The organism is Parafrankia elaeagni (assembly GCF_000374165.1).
Taxonomy (GTDB): domain Bacteria; phylum Actinomycetota; class Actinomycetes; order Frankiales; family Frankiaceae; genus Parafrankia; species Parafrankia elaeagni.
In genome coordinates this window covers 46,567-63,139 of the sequence record NZ_KB893730.1, presented here as the reverse complement: position 1 = coordinate 63,139, position 16,573 = coordinate 46,567, and the positions used below count along the sequence as shown (strand labels likewise).

The window sequence follows — 16,573 nt, the reverse complement described above, 5'->3', positions numbered from 1 at the left end:
CGGACGGTGATGCCCGGGGTGTCCATGTCGACGAAGAACGCCGTGATGCCGCCGTGGCCCGGCGCGGTGCGGGTGAGCAGCACGCAGCGCTGGGAGTACTGGGCCAGGCTCGTCCACACCTTCTGCCCGTTGACCACCCAGTCGTCGCCGCGCGGCTCGGCCCGGGTCGACAGGGACGCCAGGTCACTGCCCGAACCGGGCTCGGAGAACCCCTGGCACCAGCTCTCCGCGCCCGACATCAGCAGCGGCACCATCTCGGCGGCGAGCTCCGGCGGCGCGTACGAGATCAGCGTCGGGACGAGGACCTCGATCATCGAGTAGATGCCCGGCTCGGCCAGGCCGCGGGTGGCGACCTCCTCACCGAGCACCGCGCGCAGCACCGCCGGCCCGCCCAGCCCCCCGACCTCGGCGGGCCAGCCGTACCGCATCCACCCCGCGTCGTACAGCTCGCGGCGGACCCGGGCGAGCTGCGCCACCTGGCCGTCGAGGGAGTGGTCGGGGCCCGGCGTCAGATCGTTCTCGTCCAGCCAGGCCCGTACGGCCGACCGGAACTCCGCGACCTCCACGTCAGCCACCCCGTCTGTCGTGCCTGCCGACCAGGCCGACGTCCCGACGCCTTCGACCGGCGGCGAGGGAGGCGGGGGCGGAGGCAGCGGTGTGGCGGGCTGCAGACTCCGAAGGCATCGACATCGTGGTCCTCCCTGACCCGACGGCAGGCTCGCTGGCATGGATGGCCTGGCGGACGCCGATGCCACCCGTGGCGACCGGCCCGCGACCGGAGATCCATCCGACCCGGCCGCGAGTACTACCAGTTCTCTCCAGCCGAGAAGCTGATTCTTGTCAGCGAAAAAGAAGCTACCACATCCTCAACCCAGTCAAAACGCTGTCAGGCTCCACCCGTACGGCGGCGGGTATGCCTCGTCGCACATCCGCCGACGTCCTGTCCGCGGTGGGAGACACAGGTGTTCCGGTAGCCGTCAGAGGGTCCGGAACAGGCCGCCGTCGACGAGAATCTGGGCACCGTTGACATAGGCGGAGGCCTCGCTCGCGAGGAAGACGCAGACTCCGACCATGTCGCCGGGGGCACCGATCCGCTTCATCGGGTTGATCTCGGCGGCGGTGCGCTTCGCGTCGGGCCCCCAGGCCCTGGTGATGTCGGTGTCGAACGCGCCCGGCAGGACCAGGTTCGCCCGCACCCTGGGCGCCCACGTTCCGGCGAGGCCGAGCGTCATCGCGTTGAGGGCCGCCTTCGCCATCGCGTAGGGCAGGTCGCTCGCGTTCGGGCGCAGGGAACCGGCCGTCGTGACGTTGATGATCGACCCGCCCTCCCCCGCCGCCATCCGGGTGCCGACCAGGGCGCTCAGCCGGAACGGCCCACTCGCGTTCACGGCGTGGACCTTGTCGTACAGCTCCCGGCTCACCGCGGGAAGACTGTCGTAGACAGGCGACATACCGGCGTTGTTCACCAGGACGTCACAGCGACCGAACTCCGCGTAGACGGTGTCCACCAGGCTGTCGCAGTCGTCCCACCGGCCGACGTGGCAGGCGACAGGCAGGGCACGGCGTCCTGTCGCCACCTCGATCTGAGTGGCCGCCTCCTTGCAGGCGTCGAACTTGCGGCTCGCGACCACGACGTCGGCCCCGGCGGCGGCGAGGCCCTGGGCGACTGCCCGGCCGATGCCCCTGCTGCCCCCGGTGACGACGGCGACCCGCCCCGAAAGGTCGAACATCCGATCAGGTGCACTCATCTCGTCTTCAGTCACGGTCCGAGTCTCGCCGATCGGCGGTCGGCGGGCACCCGTCGTCCGCAGCCACCACCGGGTGACGCCCCGGTTGGCCAGGAGCCCGAAGGCGACACGTCGCGCACGGCCAGGGATCCGACACGGCCAGTGCGGCGGCGAGGCGCTGCGGCGCTGCGGGCTGGCCGTGGACGCCGTTCTGGTCAGCCTCCTCGCCGCGCTGGCCGCGTCGTCCGCCGGTGGTGTGGCAGCCTCGGGCTGGCCGAGCACCGCGCGATCCGGGTCGATCGCGGGTTGCTGGTCACGGGACGCGCCGGTCGCGGCAGGCCGGGCTTCCCCGGGGCCGCCAGAGCCGGCGGACCGGGGTGCTCCGGCGTCGGGCCGCTCCCCTGGCCGGCGACACCGCGGCCTCGGGTGGTCGCCCGCCTGCCGTTGAACATCATCCGCAGCAGCGCGGACCGCCGGATGGCGAAGTGGTGCGTCGCGAACGTGGCGGCGTAGGTGGCGACGACGAGCAGCGTCATCTGGCCGAACCCGAGGCCGGGGTCCAGGCCGAGAACCCGCGCGAAGAAGAAGATCCAGAAGAAGTGGAACAGATAGACGGTGTAGGACGCGTCCGAGAGGTACTGGAAGACGGGATGCGGCCGGGCCCCGAACCGGCCTGCCACCGCGAACAGGGTCGCCGTCACCGGGATCGCGAACAGGGTCTCGACGAGCAGGCGGCCGGTGCCCGCCGACAGGACGTCCACCCACTGCCGCCAGGAGGCGAGCAGCAGCAACCCGGAGACCGCGAACAGGGCGGGGGTGGGCCGGCGGAAGACGGGCAGGAGCCGGGCCTGGTCCAGCCGCAGCAGCAGACCGAGCAGGAAGAACGGCAGGAACTCCAGGACCCTGCGGACGATGTCGGCGTGGAAGCCCGAGCCGAGCACCGGCTCGATCGCCACGCTCCAGCACGTCCGCCCGGCGGCCATGACCGCCAGCACCGACAGCGTGAGCGCGGTCATCGCCGCCGGCCGCCCGGCCGTCACCCGCTGGTAGCCGCGGGTCCGGGTCAGCGCGGCCAGTGCGCGCACCGCTGCCGGGGTGAGCAGCGCGAAACCGAGCAGTACCAGCAGGAACCACAGGTGCAGGTACCAGTTCAGCCGGCCGGTCAGCGCCGGCCCGGCGGCAGCCCGCAGATAGTCGGGAAAGGATGTCTCCCGGCCGTGGAAGACGCTGATCATCCAGAGGGTCGGCGGATTGACCAGCACCAACGTCGCGAGCAGCGGGATTCCCACCGCGGCGAATCTCCGGCGCATGGTGCGGACCGCGCCGTGCTTCGCGACGAGCATCGCGGAAAGAAATCCGGAGATGACGAAGAAGGCCTCCATGCGGAACAGACTCGAGGCCCGCGCGATGCCGTCGAACACCGGGTCGACGCCCAGGGTAGCGACATGCACGAAGACGCCCACCAGCATGAGGATGCCGCGCAGCGCGTCCAGGCTGTGATCACGCCCGCCCTCGTCGGGCGCCTTCTGCGGCTCCGTCACAGGTCCCAGCCCCTTTCACCGCGCGCCCCGCGACCGATGCCCGTTTCACAGTCCTGGGCCGCCGTGTGGACCGCACGGCGACCAGGACATCGGCGAAGATGCTACGCACCTGGAAAGACCTCGGACCGCATCGATGCCATACTCACCCGCATTTCTCGAATGAGATGTGACACGACCGGGAGAAAGGTCACCTCCCGAGCGTCCGGAAGGAGAGCGATAAAGCACCGAAGTCCTGCGGGAAATGAGGACGATGGGCCAGGTGGGCGCAGCGGTCCGCTCCCGGCCGCGACGGCGGGAAGCGGCGGGAAGCGGCGGGAAGCGGCGGCGGGACGCCCGGCACACGAGGCCCGCACGGGCTGGCCGCTCCCGCGACACCCCCGCGCCGCGGTCAGCGAGCGCAGGCGCTGGCGCGTGGCTCACTTTCATGGCAGCTTGGAAAGCCATGCCACGCTTCCACCACGCGAACCTGGGTGTGCCACCTGGCCTCGAGGAGGTCGAGGGCGCGTTCCTGGTCGACGTTCTCGGCTACCGCAGGATGGAGGTGCCGGCGGATCTCGCCGGCGTCGCCCGGTGGTACGAGGCGACCGACGGCAGCCAGATCCATCTCAGCATCGACCCCGAGCACCGGCCCGCTGCCCGCGCGCACACGGCGATCGAGGTCGACGACGACGTCGTGGTGCTCGAGACCCGGCTCGCCGCCGCCGGAATCACGTTCCGGTCCGCCGGGCGGGGCGACCTGACCGTGCTGTTCTGCGCCGATCCGGCCGGCAACCGCTGGGAGTTGCGCCACCCGGCCGGCAGCCCCGCGCCGGGCTAGGACCACTCTCGGCACGGTGGTGACCGGCACGGGCCGGGCACCACGTCACGGCCACCGTCTTCGTGAAGGGAACCCATGGACTTACAGGAAGTCGCCGACCGGATCGAGATCAACGAGGTGCTCGCGCGCTACGCCCGCGGGGTCGACACCAAGGACTGGGAGCTGTGGGAGACGGTCTTCACCCCCGACGCCTTCCTTGACTTCCGCGCGGCGAGCTCCTCACCCACCAGCTTCGGCTCACGCGACGACATGGGCGCCTGGCTGCGCGCCGGCATCGGCGCAATGCCGATGACGCAGCACTACATCACCAATGTCGAGATCACCCTGGACGGTGACACCGCCGAGGTGCTGGCGATGTTCTTCAATCCCATGATCCTGCCCGGCACCTCCGGCCTCAGCTACTGCGGCGGGTTCTACCGCCATCAGATGGTGCGTACCGGCGAGGGCTGGAAGAGCAGGAAACTCGTCGAGGAGAACGTCTGGTTCGAGGCCGCTGCCGGAGGCCCCCGGTAGCAGCGCTGCCGGAGGCCCCCGGCAGCGGCCGAGCGGACGTCACCCCTGCGCGCCCCGCGCACCCGGCCAAGGGCGCGACGGCGCGCAGGTTCAGGCCCTCGGAGGGCGGTTCAGGCCCTCGGCGGTTCAGGCCCTCGGCGCGGGAATGGAGGTGGCTGCGGGCTCCTGCAGCGCGATCAGCGGGGTGCCCACGGTCACCAGCTCTTCGAGCATCTTCCTCGCGGACGCGTCGAGCACCTCGTCGCTGCGGAAGGTTCCGGACTCGTCCAGCCGCTGGGCGACGAACGGCACCGAGACACCGTCCGTCACCGGCACCAGGCGCAGCGCGGCGAGAACCGGCTTGAGCTGCGCGACCGACCGCAGGCCGGCGGACACCCCGCCGTAGGAGACGAGGCCGACGGCCTTGTAGCGCCACTCGCGGGCGAGATAGTCCAGCGCGTTCTTCAGCGAGGCCGGGAAACTGTGGTTGTACTCCGGCGTCACCACCACGAACGCCTGCGCGCGCGAGACGATGGCGCTCCACCGCTTCGTGTGGTCGTGGACGTAGTTGCCGGTCATCGGGTGGTGCGGCTCGTTGAAGAGCGGCAGGTCGACGTCGGCGAGGTCGACGACCTCGACGTCGAACCCGCCCTGCGCCCGGGCTGCCTCGGCGATCCACGAGCCCACCGCCGCACCGACCCGGTTCGGTCTCGTGCTGGCGACGATGACCTGCAGAAGGGGCTTGGACATGGGATCTCCGCTCTGGCCGCGCGACACGTGCCGCTCCGTGGTGCCCGGCGTGGTTCCGGGGCTGCCATTCTCTTGAGGCTTCAATCAGTTTGGCCGCCCGATCCTTCCCCGCCCAGCCGCGTCCCACCTCACACTCCGGATCGAGGCGGGCGGCACCGGCCGTCCTGTCAGGCGTCCACAGCCTCCCGGCCGGAATCAGGCAGGTCGACGAAGTGGCGGGCCTGGAGTGTGAACAGGTCCCGGTAGATCCCCGGGCGCTCCATCAGCTCAGGGTGCGTGCCCTGGTCGACGACCCGGCCCTCGTCGAGGACGTAGATCCGGTCGGCGGTGCGGACACTGGCCAGCCGATGGGTGATCAGCAGGACGGCCCGGTCGCGGCCCAGGTCCCGGATCAGGTCGAACAGGGCCTGCTCCGCGCGGGCGTCCAGGGCCGCGGACGGTTCGTCCGCGATGAGCACCGGGGCGTCCCGGTAGACCGCCCGGGCGCAGGCGATTCGCTGCCACTGCCCGCCGGACAGATCGTGCCCGGCGCTGTACTGCCTGGCCAGCGAGGTGTCGTAGCCGTGCGGCAGCTTGTCGATCACCTCGTCGGCGGCGGTGGCGCGCGCTGCCGGGATGACGCTGTCCGGGCCCTCGGCCCACAGCCGGCTGATCTCCCCGACGGCGATGTTCATCCGGGCGGACATCGGCCACTGCGTGTACTGCTGCGGGATCAGCCCGATCCGGGACCGGACGCTGGCCGGGTCGACGCCGGCGAGGTCGACCCCGTCCCAGGTGACCTGGCCGGAGTCCGGCTCGTACAGGCCGGCTAGAACCTTCGCGAGGGTGGACTTGCCGCTGCCGTTCGCCCCGACGAACGCGACGACCTGGCCGCGGCGCAGTTCCACCGTGACGCCGTGCAGCGCCGGGGTGTCGGTCTGCGGGTAGGTGTAGGTGGCGTCCTCGACCCGGATGACCGCGGGCTCGGCCGGAGCCGAGCCGGCGCGTGTCACCGGCACACGCTGCACCGCCTCCGCCATCCACGAGCGGTACTCGTCGAAATACAGGAAGTTCTCGTACGCACTGTTCAGGCTGGTCAGAGCGGTGGAGAGTGCTCCGCGCCCGGTCCGGATCGCCAGCACCGCGGTTCCCGCCGCCGCCAGTGGCATGATCTCGGCGTTCAGCAGCAGGACCAGCGTCGTGTAGACCGCGCCGAGGGCGAGGCCGGAGACGAGCTCGCCGGTCAGCCGGTACCTCGCCTGGCCGCGGCCGACCCGGATCTGCTCGGCCTCGATGTCCCGCGCCAGGTACTCGTACTCGTCGAGCAGGAACCGGCTCAGACCGAAGGAGCGGATCTCCGCCGCGCAGTCGCGTGCCGTCATGTGGTGACGCAGCATGAACTGCCGTCTGACCTGCCGGATCCGCCCCAGCCACGACAGGTACGCCAGCCGTGCCGACCGCGCCGACGCCCAGCCGTCCGGCAGGATCGAGGCCACCAGCAACGGCAGCAGGACGGGATGCAGCGCGGTGAGGACTCCGCCCGCGGCCACCATCTGCACTCCCGAGGTGAACACCTCGACGGCGTCGTCGACGAGTTTGCGCCCGCTGGTCGCACCGCGCTCCGCCGCGTCGAGATCGTCGACGAACTGCGGGTCGTCGAAGGACATGACGGACGTCCGCGTCGCCAGGTCAAGCAGCCGGACGAGCGAGACACGATCGACCCGCGGGCCGAACCGGCTCTGCAGCAGATTGGTGATCAGAGAGAGCGCGGTCCGCAGCACCCCGGCCCCGATGACGATCAGGAGTGCGGGCAGCGCCTCCCGCAGCCGGTCGGGGGTCGGGCCCTCGCTGAGCACGGCGGTCAGCGCGCCCGCCACCGCAAGCAGCCCGACGGCCTCGACCACTCCTGCCAGCACCCGCAGGCTGACCAGGGCGATCAGCCCCGACCGATCGGCTTCCCAGGCCAGCGACCAGGCCAGCCGGAGCAGGCCGGGTAGCCGCCGGCCCATCGCGAGGACGCCCGTGCGGCTCATCGTGAGGTCGTGCTTCGACCATGCCCGGACCTTGGGATCATCCTCCCGACCGTAGGTCAGCACCTGGTCACGGCCCGGTGTGGGGCTACTCCCCGCGGCCGGGACCGGCGCCGCCGCGGGGGTCGGCGCCACCGCGGGGGGAGGCCCGGGGGGAGGCGCGGGCGCGGCCGCGGCGGGCCGCTGGACGGGAACGGGACCGGGAGATTCAGGATCCTGCTTCACCGCACCAGCGTCAGCGACCCGACGATCGTCCTCCCCGCCATTCGTCGTGGTCTGCGGTGGCCCGCGGGCATCTCGGGTCAACTGGCCGGGTGGAAGGGCTTCCTCCCGGCCGGAGACGGGGCGTTCGGCGTTCGGCGGGCGCGGGCGCGGGCGCGGGCGGCCAGTTCTGGTCCCTTCGGCCTACTACCAGGGGGAACATGAGGATGTAACCCCACCAACTCGGAAGGAGTCAGCCAATGGCTGACGAGCCCGCCGGAAAGCACCAGGAGCCCGAGGACCGGCAGCCGAACCAGGCCCAGGCCCAGGACGGGCAGCGGCCCCGGCAGTTCTTCTTCGACGTCGACGAGCTCCCGGGCCGCACCAACGCCGAGATCTTCGGCGACGGGGAGGAGGTCCAGGGCTACCTGGACCTCCTCGGGCGAGACCTCGTCACGAAGACAATCGTCCAGACGCCGCGGCTTTCCGTCTTCCACGAGAAGGCCCAGCCCGGCGAGCAGGTCAAACCCCACCGCCACGGCACCCATCAGCTGAACTACGTCCTGCGCGGTGAACTCGTCTTCGGACGGCGGCGGGTCGGCCCAGGAATGGGCTTCTTCACCCCCGACCTGCTCTACGCCTGGCGGGCAGGAGAGGAGGGCGCCGAATGGATCGAGATCCACTCCGGCGAACCCGCGATCTTCGTCGATCAGGACCCGACATCCTGACCTGGCATTGTCGTCGCCTCTGCAACCCGCACGTCGACGTCCGCAACCCCTGATCTGACGACACGGAGGACTCACCCCATGACCGCATCATTCGACGGCAGGGCCGCACTGATCACCGGGGCCGGCTCCGGTATGGGCCGCGCGATCGCCTTACGCCTCGCGAGCCAGGGCGCGTCCGTGCTCGGCCTGGACATCGACGAGGGCCGGCTCGCCGAGACGAAGGCGCTCACGACCGGCCGGGTGTCGGTGCGCCAGGCCGACGTCAGCGACCCGGCGGCGTGCGCCGAGGCGGTGGCCGCCTGCGTGGCGGAGTTCGGGCGCCTGGACATCCTGGGCAACGTCGCCGGCATCTACCTCGCCGCGCACACGACCCAGACGTCGGTAGAGCAGTACCGGCGGGTCATGGGCGTGAACCTCGACGGCGCGTTCTTCCTCGCCCAGGCAGCCATCCCGCACCTGCTGGAGACCGGTGGGTCGATCATCAACATCGCGTCGAACTCGGGTCTGCAGGGTGTGCCGTACTCCGCGGCCTACAGCATGAGCAAGGGCGGCATCATCCAGCTCACCCGCTCACTCGCCGTCGAGTTCCTCAAGACGCCGCTGCGGGTCAACGCCATCGCGCCCGCCGGCACCAGGACCAACATCGCCACCGGAGCGACGTTCCCGGCTGGCATGGACCCCGACCTGACCCGCCGCATGGCGGGCATGCGCGGCCTGGCAGAACCGGAGGACATCGCGGCGCTGTTCGCGTTTCTCGCCTCGGACGAAGCCCGGGCGATCACCGGCGCCGTCTACACCATCGACAACGGGCTCACCGTCAGCTGACCGGCGGCGCCCCGTCCGCCAGCCCCTGGCCTTGGCGGCCTCGAGGTCTGCCAGCCTCCGGGCACCGGGTCTGAACCCGGCGCCCGGTTGCTGGACGTCCCCCCGAACGCCAGACAAAGGTTATCCGTGTCCTGATCCCGGGCCATCCCCTGCGGAGAACGGCACGTCCTGCCTGTCCCGTCCTGTCCTGCCGTACGGTCGCTCCTGGGACAATCGCTGTGGTGCAGGGCAATCTGCGCGGCGGACAACCGCCTGGCAGGCGACAGCACAGGCGCCTGGAAGGCGACGACACAGAGCGCCTGGAAGGCGACGACACCGAGGGAACGATGACGCAGCGACCGCCGGACAGGGACTCCGCGGGCCCGGGCACCGGGCCGGACGGGATCTCCAGCACCGATGAACTGCGCGCCGCGGTCGTGCACATGCTGGGGACGTCCGACGACCGCGCGGTCGAGAGGCGCGTCGGCGTCTCCAAGACGACCGTGAACGACCTGCGCAACGGGCGCCGCCGGCTGACACTGAAAACGCTCACGCTGATCGCGGAGGCCTACGACCCCGACCGCCGGGACGCCTGGCTGGCCGCCTGGCACCGGCTGCACCCGCGGCCGATTCCCGTGCCCCGTCCCCAGCCGGCTGCCAGCGGCCCGACTCAGATCCCCGCAGCGCCTTCTGCTGCGGTCCCCGGCGTCCCCGGTGCTCCTACCGACCTGGCTGGCTCCGAGACTCGGGTGGACCGCTCCGGCCCGGACGTCCCTGCTGGTGCGGAGATCTCCGCGACTCGGAACGCCCTGAGCGCCCCGGCCACGCCGGTCGAGCCGGTCGAGCCGGTCGAGCCGGTCGGTGCAGCGTCAGCGGCGCCGGTCGAGCCGGCCGAGCCGGGGGCGGCCCAGCTGTCGCAGCGAACAGCCCGGGCGCTGACCGGTTCGGCGCTGCTCGCCGCCGTCGCGGCTGTCGCGGCCATGGTGTTCGTGTTGACCAACGATGATTCCACCGTCGTGCTGGAACCAGGCGGCATCGAGCAGGCTTCGTCCCGTCCGGGGGACGGCGTGAAGCCGCTGCCGTTCGGTCCGGGCGGTCCCGGGGCTCCGGCGCCGGTAGGAGGGCCCGGTCCCCCGCCGGGGCCCGGGCTGCCCCCGCCGTTCGAAGCCTCCGGCCAGGGCGGAGCGCCTGCTGCGGGGGCTGTTCCAGGGGCAGGCGCGGGCAGCGGAGGCGCGGCCGCTACCTCGGGCTGCTACACACTGCCACTGCCGACCACCGCCGAGATCATCGACGGCCCGGAAAGCGAACCGGGCGGCATTCGGGTCACGGCGGCCTCGTACCAGTACTTCCCGGCCTGGAGTCCTTCGGTGATGCTGGGTGGCCAGCTCGACTCCCGCCCCGCCGACGGCAGGATTCTGGTGGCGGCGGCCTGGGCCGATCCCACGACGACGGACTCCACCCCGGCCCGCAACCCCGGCACCGGCCGGTTCTTCCCCGGCCATCCGCTGGAACTGACCGATCAGAACTGCTTCATGGTCCAGCCGTACAACCTCGGCTACGGCGGGTACTCCGGAATCACGACACGTGTCTACTTCATGCTGGTTGATCTTGCCGAACTGCCCGCCCTCCCCCGCGAGGCGCATCAGCAGGCCGGCCTGACCGACGAGGATCTTGCCCGCCACGGAGTCGACGTCCTCGGCTACTTCGCCATCCCGTCACCGCGCTGAGGCAACGCGGTTGACAACGGTGCGGCAGCACAGGTTTCCTGACTTCCTCCGACACTACGGGCGGCTGCGTGCTCGGGGTCAGGGCAAACCATGCCGTGGCCCCGGCCCGCGGAAGGCGCTCCGGACCTTTCATGCGACATCCTGGCGGCACTTCATCAGCCCGACCATGAATTCAGGTTAGCCTTACCTGTCTTCGGTTCTCGAAAGAGGAGCGGCGCCGGCGGGATGCGGGGCTAGCCACGACCAGAAGGCTCCCTCTCCTCCATTTCTCGTCGGTCACGATCGTCTTGACGGAGGCCTGCGGTACTTCTAAAAAGTGGTCGCAGGGTTTTTCCTCCGCAGCGAGGACCGACAGAGACGAGGAGAGTCATGGAACTTCCCGTTATCACGAAATGCGCGGTCGACGCGTGCGCGTACAACAACAAGCAGGCCTGCCACGCCCCGGCCATCACGGTGGGCGATTCGGGTGCCCTGGTGGCACACTGCGACACTTTCTTCGTGGCGCCTTCCAAGGGCGGGAGCAGGTCCGAAACCGGTCATGTCGGCGCCTGTAAGGTCACCGACTGCAAGCACAACAAGGAGTTCACCTGCAGGGCGGACGGCATCACCGTCGGCTTCAACCTGAACGGCGTGGACTGCCTCACGTACCAGAAGTGACGGTGGGAGTGCGGTAGATCAGCCACTGACCGGCACACCTCGACCACCGGCGCCGCGTTCCGCCGCCCGGTGGTCGAGGTGTACTTCCCGCCGGCCTGCCGACGAAGACCCCGGCCGGACCGGTCAGGACCGGTCAGGACCAGATGATTTTGTCGCGCATGGTGGAGCGCTCCAGCATTCCGTAGGTTTCCTCGCCATCCCAGCGGTACCGGATGCCGCCCTGGTAGAGAACCGGGAAGTTCGGCATGTCGGGCCTGTGCGCGATGTCGAAGGTGGAGACGACGTTCTCACCTTCGATGCGGGTTCGCCCCAACTCGGAGTTGAAGGTGGGCCGGCCGTCGTCCGAAGGGTCTGGCCCGCCTCTTCCCCAGGGCACGGGTGGCGCACGGGCGGCTACAGTGACCTGTGGTGGCAAAGCGCAACGACCGGGGCCGCGCGGGGCCGGCAGTGGCCGGCGGCCGGCGCGCTCCGCTGTCGCTGCTGGTGGTGATCGCGGTCGGCGGCGCGGCCGGAGCGTGCCTGCGCCGCGGGGCGTCGCTGCTCTGGCCGACCCCGGCCGAGGCCTTCCCCTGGACGACTCTCGGAGTGAACCTGGCCGGCTGCGCCGCTATCGGCGTGCTGATGGCGGTGATCTCGGTGCGTCACGGGGTCCAGCGTCACGGGGTGCATCCGCTGGTCCGCCCCTTCCTCGGCGTCGGGGTACTGGGCGGGTTCACGACCTTCTCCGCCTACGCGGTCGAAGCGCGCGGCCTGGTCACCGCCGGTCGAGCCGGGTTCGCCCTCGCCTATCTGGGCGGGACGGTGCTGGGCGCGCTGGTCGCGGTGAGCGCGGCCACCGCGGTGACCCGCCAGCTCGGGGAGATCCGACAGGCAGTGCGCGAGGAGGCCGGGTGACCTGGCTGCTGGTGATCGCCGGCGCCGCGGTCGGCGCGCCGCTGCGCTACCTGACCGACCGGGCCGTGCAGGCCCGGCACTCCAGCCGCTTCCCCTGGGGGACGTTCGCCGTGAACGTCGTCGCCAGCCTGGTTCTGGGCGTGGTGACCGGCGCCGTCGCCGCCGGGGCCGCCTCGGACAGCCTCACGCTGCTGCTGGGGCCGGGGCTGTGCGGCGCTCTGAGCACCTACTCCACTTTCTCCTACGAGACCCTGCTGCTCGTCGAGGAGGGTGCCCTGCTGCTGGCCGCCGCGAACGTCGCGGGCAGTGTGCTCGCCACGTTCGCCGCTGCCGCCGCGGGCGTCGGGATCGCCGAACTGTGGTGGGGCTGACGCCCTCCGGTCAGACGGTGGCGCGGCGGATCGTGGTGAACCCGCCGGCGAACAGCGCCGCGGTGAGCACGGCGAGGATCCCGGTGAGCCCGGTCGCGCTCAGGTCAGTGAAGAAACGGCCCGTGGCCGCCCAGGCATCGGTCCAGGTCACGGCGAGGATGACGGCGAGCGCCAGCGTCATCTGGCCGGCGAGGAAGGCGACCAGCCCGGTGAGATTCCAGCGCCGGTACACGATGCCGAACCACATGCCGTACACGAACAGCAGCCCGATGCCCACGAACGACGTCAGCCAGGTGAGATACCAGGGGCCGTCGAGAATGTAGGGCACCCGGAAGAAGTGCAGGCCGACGCCCCATCCGTCGGTGGTCCCCTCCAGCGCGTGCAGCGCGGTGAGCACGGCCCCGTTGCCAGCGGCGAGAATGACCGCGAGTGCCGTGGTCCCCAGGTAGTACGAGCGCCGGCTGATGCCGAGCGTGAGCCCGAACGGGAACGAGCGGGTGGTGCTCAGCAGGCCGCCGACGAACATCCACGAGTACATCGTGAGCAGCCCGCCGGTGTTGCTGGTGGGCGTCTGGGACGCGATCACCAGGTTGATGACCAGGCTGAAGATGGTCAGCGCCCAGGGCAGCGACAGGTAGATGGGACGCTGGATCAAATGGTAGCGGGCAACCCTGACGATGGTGCTCCAGCTGGTCACGCGCTTGTCCTCTCCGGCGACCCCGCCGGGCCGCCGTCCGAGCGGCCCGAGGTGTGCACCATCACCTGCTGCAGCGACAGGGTTTCCAGGCGCAGGTTCAGGTCCCGTGCGCGCAGCCGGTCGATGCCGTCCAGCGGGCCGACCACGACCGACTCCCGGGCGGCGACCCGGCGGCGGCCCCAGACGCGACGTCCCTCGACGAGGGTCTCCACCGCGGCGGCCGGGCCGCTCACGGCGGTGAACGCACCGCGCAGATCGTCGGCGGGCGCGTCGAGGACCACCCGGCCACCGTCGATCATCACCACCCGTTCCAGCAGGCCGGCGACCTCGTCGACCAGGTGGGTGGAGAGCACGATCGTCCGGGGATGCTCGGCGTACTCGGTCAGCAGCCGGTCGTAGAACAGCTGGCGCGCGACGGCGTCCAGCCCGGCGTACGGCTCGTCGAACAGCGTCACCTCCGCCCGGGCCGCCAGGCCGATCACGATGCTCAGTGCCGATCGCATTCCGCGGGAGAGCTTCTTCACCGCCCGCCCGGTCGGCAGCTCGAACTCCTCGACCAGCGCCGCGGCGGCCGCATCACTCCAGTTCGGATAGAACCAGGACGCCGCCTTCAGCGCATGACGGACCTTGAAATCGGGAAACACCTGGTCCTCACGCACGAACACCATGCGCCGCAACACCGCGTCGTTCTCCACCGGGCTGGAGCCGAACACCAGGACCTGCCCCTGCGACGGCAGTTCCTGGGCGGCGACGAGCCTCAGCAACGTCGTCTTCCCGGCACCGTTACGCCCCAGCAACCCGATGATGGACGGCCCACCGAAGTCGATCGTCACATCGTCGAGGGCGAGGTGACCGCGGTACCGGCGGGTCAGGCCGGTGGCCGAGACAGGCACCAAGACAGGCACCGGGCCAGGAGCCACGCCGGAGGCCGGCTCAGCCGCCGGGCCGGCCTGGGCCGCGGCACCGCCAGTCGGGACGGACGCCGTCACAGTGCTCCCGCCTCCTGAACCCGGCCGGCCTCGCGGACCAGCTCCACCAGCGCGTCGGCATCGATCCCGAGCCGCTGTGCCTCGGCGACCAGGGGCTGCACGTAGCGCTCGGCGAAGTACCTGCGCCGGTCGGCGAGCAGGCGGTCGCGGGCGCCGGCCGCCACGAACATGCCCACACCCCGGCGCTTCTCCAGCAGTCCGTCGTCAATCAGCACGTTGAGGCCCTTCGCCGCGGTGGCCGGGTTGATCCGGTGGTACGCCGCCAGCTCGTTGGTGGACGGGGCGCGTTCGCCCTCCGCCAGCGAGCCGTCGGCGATCTCGTCCGCCAGCTGCCCAGCGATCTGGGCGAACAGCGGCGTTCCGTCATCCAGCACAGCCACCCCCTGCGCCGGTCCCGGCGCCGATCACTGGTTAGTTACTCAACTAATGTACCAGTGAACCATAGATCGTCAGGCGACTGCTGTGACCGGCAGTGTTCACCGGGACTTGAGCGCCGCTACAGAGATCCGTAAGCACCTCTCGTCATCATCGGACCAGTTGGACGTGATGGAGCCCGGTGGGCCCACCGGGCCGAGCGGGCCGAACGGGCGGCGGGCGTCTTCCGCCGGTGCCGCGGAGGTGTCCCCTCCGACGGCCGCCGAAGCTGGGAAGGGATCACATGACGGAGGTAGCAAGCGGCGATCGGCTCCGGGTGGTCATTCCGGAACAGGACGACCGGCGCGGGCCCCACCACAGGCTCACCCAGTTGTTCGACCCCGGCTCGTTCGTCCCGTTCCCCGGCGCCGGCGCCGCGGCGGCGAGCAGCCGCGTGCTCGCCGGCCGGGGCCGGATCGACGGTGACATCGCCGTCGCCTTCTGCACGGACGGCACCCGCATGGGCGGCGCCCTAGGCGCCGAGGGTGCCGCCCGGATCGCCGCCGCCATCGAGGAGGCGGTGCGCAGCGGGCACCCCGTCATCGGCCTGTGGCATTCCGGCGGGGCGAGCCTCGGCGAGGGTGTGCAGTCCCTCGACGGCATCGGCCGCATCTTCTCCGCCATGATCCACGCATCGGGGAAGATCCCGCAGATCTCGGTGGTCCTGGGGCCGGCCGCCGGCGGCGCCGCCTACGGACCGGCGCTGACCGACGTCGTCATCATGGCGCCGGCCGGCCGCATCTTCGTGACCGGCCCGGACGTCGTCCGCAGCGTGACCGGTGAGCAGATCGACATGGAGGGCCTCGGCGGGGCCGACGCCCACGGCCGCCGGTCCGGCGTCGTCCACGTGCAGGCGTCCTCGGAGAGCGACGCGTTCGCGCGGGCGCGACGCATCACCGGCCTCCTTGCCGGGGCGGGCCCGTTCGTCCTCGATCCCGGCCTCACCGCCAGGCTGGACGCGGACGAGCACCTGCGGCCCGACCCGGGCGCGCTGCTGCCGGAACGGCCCCGCCGGGCCTACGACGTCCGGCCGCTGATCCTGCGCATCCTCGACGACGGCCCGCACCCGTTCGAGGAACTCCAGCCGAAATGGGCCGCGAACGCGGTCGTCGGCCTCGGCCGCCTCTACGGCCAGCCCGTCGGAGTCATCGCGAACAATCCGATCCGCAAGGGCGGCTGCCTGGACTCGCTCAGCGCGGAGAAGATCTCCCGATTCGTCCGGATGTGCGATTCCTTCGGCGTTCCGCTCGTGGTGCTCGTGGACGTCCCCGGTTATCTGCCCGGTGTTCGGCAGGAATGGGACGGCGTGGTCCGCCGCGGCGCCAAACTGCTCTATGCGTTCGCCGAGGCGACCGTGCCCCGGGTCACGCTGGTCACCCGCAAGTCGTTCGGCGGGGCGTACATCGCGATGAACTCCCGCTCGCTCGGCGCGACCGCCGTCCTCGCCTGGCCGGAAGCCGAGATCGCCGTCATGGGGGCCGAGGCCGCGGTTGGCATCCTGCACCGGCGCACCCTGGCCGCCGCGTCGGAGGAGGAACGGCCGAAGGTGCTCGCCGAGCTCGCCGAGGAGCACACCCGCTCCGCGGGCGGCGTCGACCGCGGGCTTGCCCTCGGCGTCATCGACGCCGTCATCGACACGGCGCACACCCGCCGCCACCTCGCCGAAGCCCTCGCCGGCGCACCCGCCCGCCGGGGCGACCACGGCAACATCCCCCTGTAGCACCTCCGGCGACCTGATGCGCCGTTCCGGAGATC

Annotated in this window: 18 protein-coding genes; 9 read left to right on the top strand and 9 right to left on the bottom strand. The window is 71.1% G+C overall.

The genetic code is table 11. From position 1 onward, the window contains the following. From B207_RS0118450 to mdoC, 3 genes are all read right to left on the bottom strand, one after another. Positions 1-566, bottom strand: a 566-nt coding sequence (locus B207_RS0118450) for an acyl-CoA dehydrogenase family protein (protein WP_026311198.1), incomplete at its 3' end; no start/stop codon positions are given. Between the two features lie 411 nt (positions 567-977). Then, positions 978-1,748, bottom strand: coding sequence for an SDR family NAD(P)-dependent oxidoreductase (locus B207_RS0118445; protein ID WP_026311197.1), 771 nt, complete (start codon positions 1,746-1,748; stop codon positions 978-980). 194 nt (positions 1,749-1,942) lie between these two features. Beyond that, entirely contained in the window at positions 1,943-3,268 is a 1,326-nt protein-coding gene (gene mdoC, locus B207_RS0118440; protein WP_018638059.1) for a glucans biosynthesis protein MdoC, read from the bottom strand. 424 nt (positions 3,269-3,692) lie between these two features. On the opposite strand from mdoC, the gene B207_RS0118435 reads away from it, so the two are divergent. Both B207_RS0118435 and B207_RS0118430 read left to right on the top strand, forming a co-directional pair. Then, positions 3,693-4,085, top strand: coding sequence for a VOC family protein (locus B207_RS0118435; RefSeq protein ID WP_230205095.1), 393 nt, complete (start codon positions 3,693-3,695; stop codon positions 4,083-4,085). A gap of 75 nt (positions 4,086-4,160) precedes the next feature. Further along, entirely contained in the window at positions 4,161-4,598 is a 438-nt protein-coding gene (locus tag B207_RS0118430; RefSeq protein WP_018638057.1) for a nuclear transport factor 2 family protein, read from the top strand. 126 nt (positions 4,599-4,724) lie between these two features. Here B207_RS0118430 and B207_RS0118425 read toward each other — a convergent pair whose 3' ends face one another. Both B207_RS0118425 and B207_RS0118420 read right to left on the bottom strand, forming a co-directional pair. Beyond that, a complete protein-coding gene (locus B207_RS0118425) occupies positions 4,725-5,327 on the bottom strand; it encodes an NADPH-dependent FMN reductase (RefSeq protein WP_018638056.1) in 603 nt (200 codons plus the stop codon). A gap of 167 nt (positions 5,328-5,494) precedes the next feature. Continuing rightward, the gene (locus B207_RS0118420; protein WP_018638055.1) at positions 5,495-7,402 is read right to left on the bottom strand and encodes an ABC transporter ATP-binding protein; all 1,908 of its coding nucleotides are present in this window, start codon (positions 7,400-7,402) and stop codon (positions 5,495-5,497) included. Positions 7,403-7,797: 395 nt separating this feature from the next. Between B207_RS0118420 and B207_RS0118415 the strand changes: the two genes are divergently transcribed. From B207_RS0118415 to B207_RS0118400, 4 genes are all read left to right on the top strand, one after another. Then, positions 7,798-8,265, top strand: coding sequence for a cupin domain-containing protein (locus B207_RS0118415; protein ID WP_018638054.1), 468 nt, complete (start codon positions 7,798-7,800; stop codon positions 8,263-8,265). A gap of 78 nt (positions 8,266-8,343) precedes the next feature. Next, positions 8,344-9,090 carry an SDR family NAD(P)-dependent oxidoreductase gene (locus B207_RS0118410; protein WP_018638053.1) on the top strand — a complete coding sequence of 249 codons (747 nt, stop codon included), beginning with the start codon at positions 8,344-8,346 and terminating at the stop codon, positions 9,088-9,090. A 326-nt stretch (positions 9,091-9,416) separates the two neighbouring features. Next, positions 9,417-10,796, top strand: a complete 1,380-nt coding sequence (locus B207_RS0118405; protein ID WP_026311195.1) for a helix-turn-helix domain-containing protein — start codon at positions 9,417-9,419, stop codon at positions 10,794-10,796. A 369-nt stretch (positions 10,797-11,165) separates the two neighbouring features. Continuing rightward, entirely contained in the window at positions 11,166-11,453 is a 288-nt protein-coding gene (locus B207_RS0118400) for a DUF1540 domain-containing protein (protein WP_018638052.1), read from the top strand. A 133-nt stretch (positions 11,454-11,586) separates the two neighbouring features. Here B207_RS0118400 and B207_RS0118395 read toward each other — a convergent pair whose 3' ends face one another. Continuing rightward, on the bottom strand, positions 11,587-11,829 hold the full coding sequence (locus tag B207_RS0118395) for a hypothetical protein (protein WP_195905314.1): 243 nt from the start codon (positions 11,827-11,829) through the stop codon (positions 11,587-11,589). 32 nt (positions 11,830-11,861) lie between these two features. Between B207_RS0118395 and B207_RS0118390 the strand changes: the two genes are divergently transcribed. Then, the gene (locus B207_RS0118390; RefSeq protein ID WP_230205094.1) at positions 11,862-12,347 is read left to right on the top strand and encodes a fluoride efflux transporter FluC; all 486 of its coding nucleotides are present in this window, start codon (positions 11,862-11,864) and stop codon (positions 12,345-12,347) included. Beyond that, positions 12,344-12,718 (top strand): fluoride efflux transporter FluC, encoded by a 375-nt coding sequence (locus B207_RS0118385; RefSeq protein ID WP_018638048.1) that lies wholly within the window; start codon positions 12,344-12,346, stop codon positions 12,716-12,718. Before B207_RS0118390 ends, B207_RS0118385 begins: the two co-directional genes overlap by 4 nt. Before the next feature lie 10 nt (positions 12,719-12,728). On the opposite strand, the gene B207_RS0118380 is transcribed toward B207_RS0118385, so the two are convergent. The 3 genes from B207_RS0118380 to B207_RS0118370 all read right to left on the bottom strand — a co-directional run bounded on the left by B207_RS0118380 (position 12,729) and on the right by B207_RS0118370 (position 14,778). Then, on the bottom strand, positions 12,729-13,415 hold the full coding sequence (locus B207_RS0118380) for a hypothetical protein (RefSeq protein WP_018638046.1): 687 nt from the start codon (positions 13,413-13,415) through the stop codon (positions 12,729-12,731). Further along, complete coding sequence (locus B207_RS0118375; RefSeq protein WP_035741193.1) at positions 13,412-14,311, bottom strand: ABC transporter ATP-binding protein; 900 nt, start codon at positions 14,309-14,311, stop codon at positions 13,412-13,414. The genes B207_RS0118380 and B207_RS0118375 overlap by 4 nt, the downstream gene beginning before the upstream one ends. An 89-nt stretch (positions 14,312-14,400) precedes the next feature. After that, complete coding sequence (locus tag B207_RS0118370) at positions 14,401-14,778, bottom strand: GntR family transcriptional regulator (RefSeq protein WP_026311194.1); 378 nt, start codon at positions 14,776-14,778, stop codon at positions 14,401-14,403. Positions 14,779-15,062: 284 nt separating this feature from the next. On the opposite strand from B207_RS0118370, the gene B207_RS0118365 reads away from it, so the two are divergent. Then, complete coding sequence (locus tag B207_RS0118365) at positions 15,063-16,538, top strand: acyl-CoA carboxylase subunit beta (protein ID WP_026311193.1); 1,476 nt, start codon at positions 15,063-15,065, stop codon at positions 16,536-16,538. Positions 16,539-16,573: the final 35 nt, after the last annotated feature.

Bases quoted from the DNA above. Each gene is read 5' to 3' on its own strand.
- B207_RS0118415 (WP_018638054.1), top strand. From the start codon at position 7,798: ATGGCTGACGAGCCCGCCGGAAAGCACCAGGAGCCCGAGGACCGGCAG.
- B207_RS0118430 (WP_018638057.1), top strand. From the start codon at position 4,161: ATGGACTTACAGGAAGTCGCCGACCGGATCGAGATCAACGAGGTGCTC.
- B207_RS0118445 (WP_026311197.1), bottom strand. From the start codon at position 1,748: ATGAGTGCACCTGATCGGATGTTCGACCTTTCGGGGCGGGTCGCCGTC.
- B207_RS0118425 (WP_018638056.1), bottom strand. From the start codon at position 5,327: ATGTCCAAGCCCCTTCTGCAGGTCATCGTCGCCAGCACGAGACCGAAC.
- B207_RS0118400 (WP_018638052.1), top strand. From the start codon at position 11,166: ATGGAACTTCCCGTTATCACGAAATGCGCGGTCGACGCGTGCGCGTAC.
- B207_RS0118410 (WP_018638053.1), top strand. From the start codon at position 8,344: ATGACCGCATCATTCGACGGCAGGGCCGCACTGATCACCGGGGCCGGC.
- B207_RS0118405 (WP_026311195.1), top strand. From the start codon at position 9,417: ATGACGCAGCGACCGCCGGACAGGGACTCCGCGGGCCCGGGCACCGGG.
- B207_RS0118435 (WP_230205095.1), top strand. From the start codon at position 3,693: ATGGCAGCTTGGAAAGCCATGCCACGCTTCCACCACGCGAACCTGGGT.
- B207_RS0118365 (WP_026311193.1), top strand. From the start codon at position 15,063: ATGACGGAGGTAGCAAGCGGCGATCGGCTCCGGGTGGTCATTCCGGAA.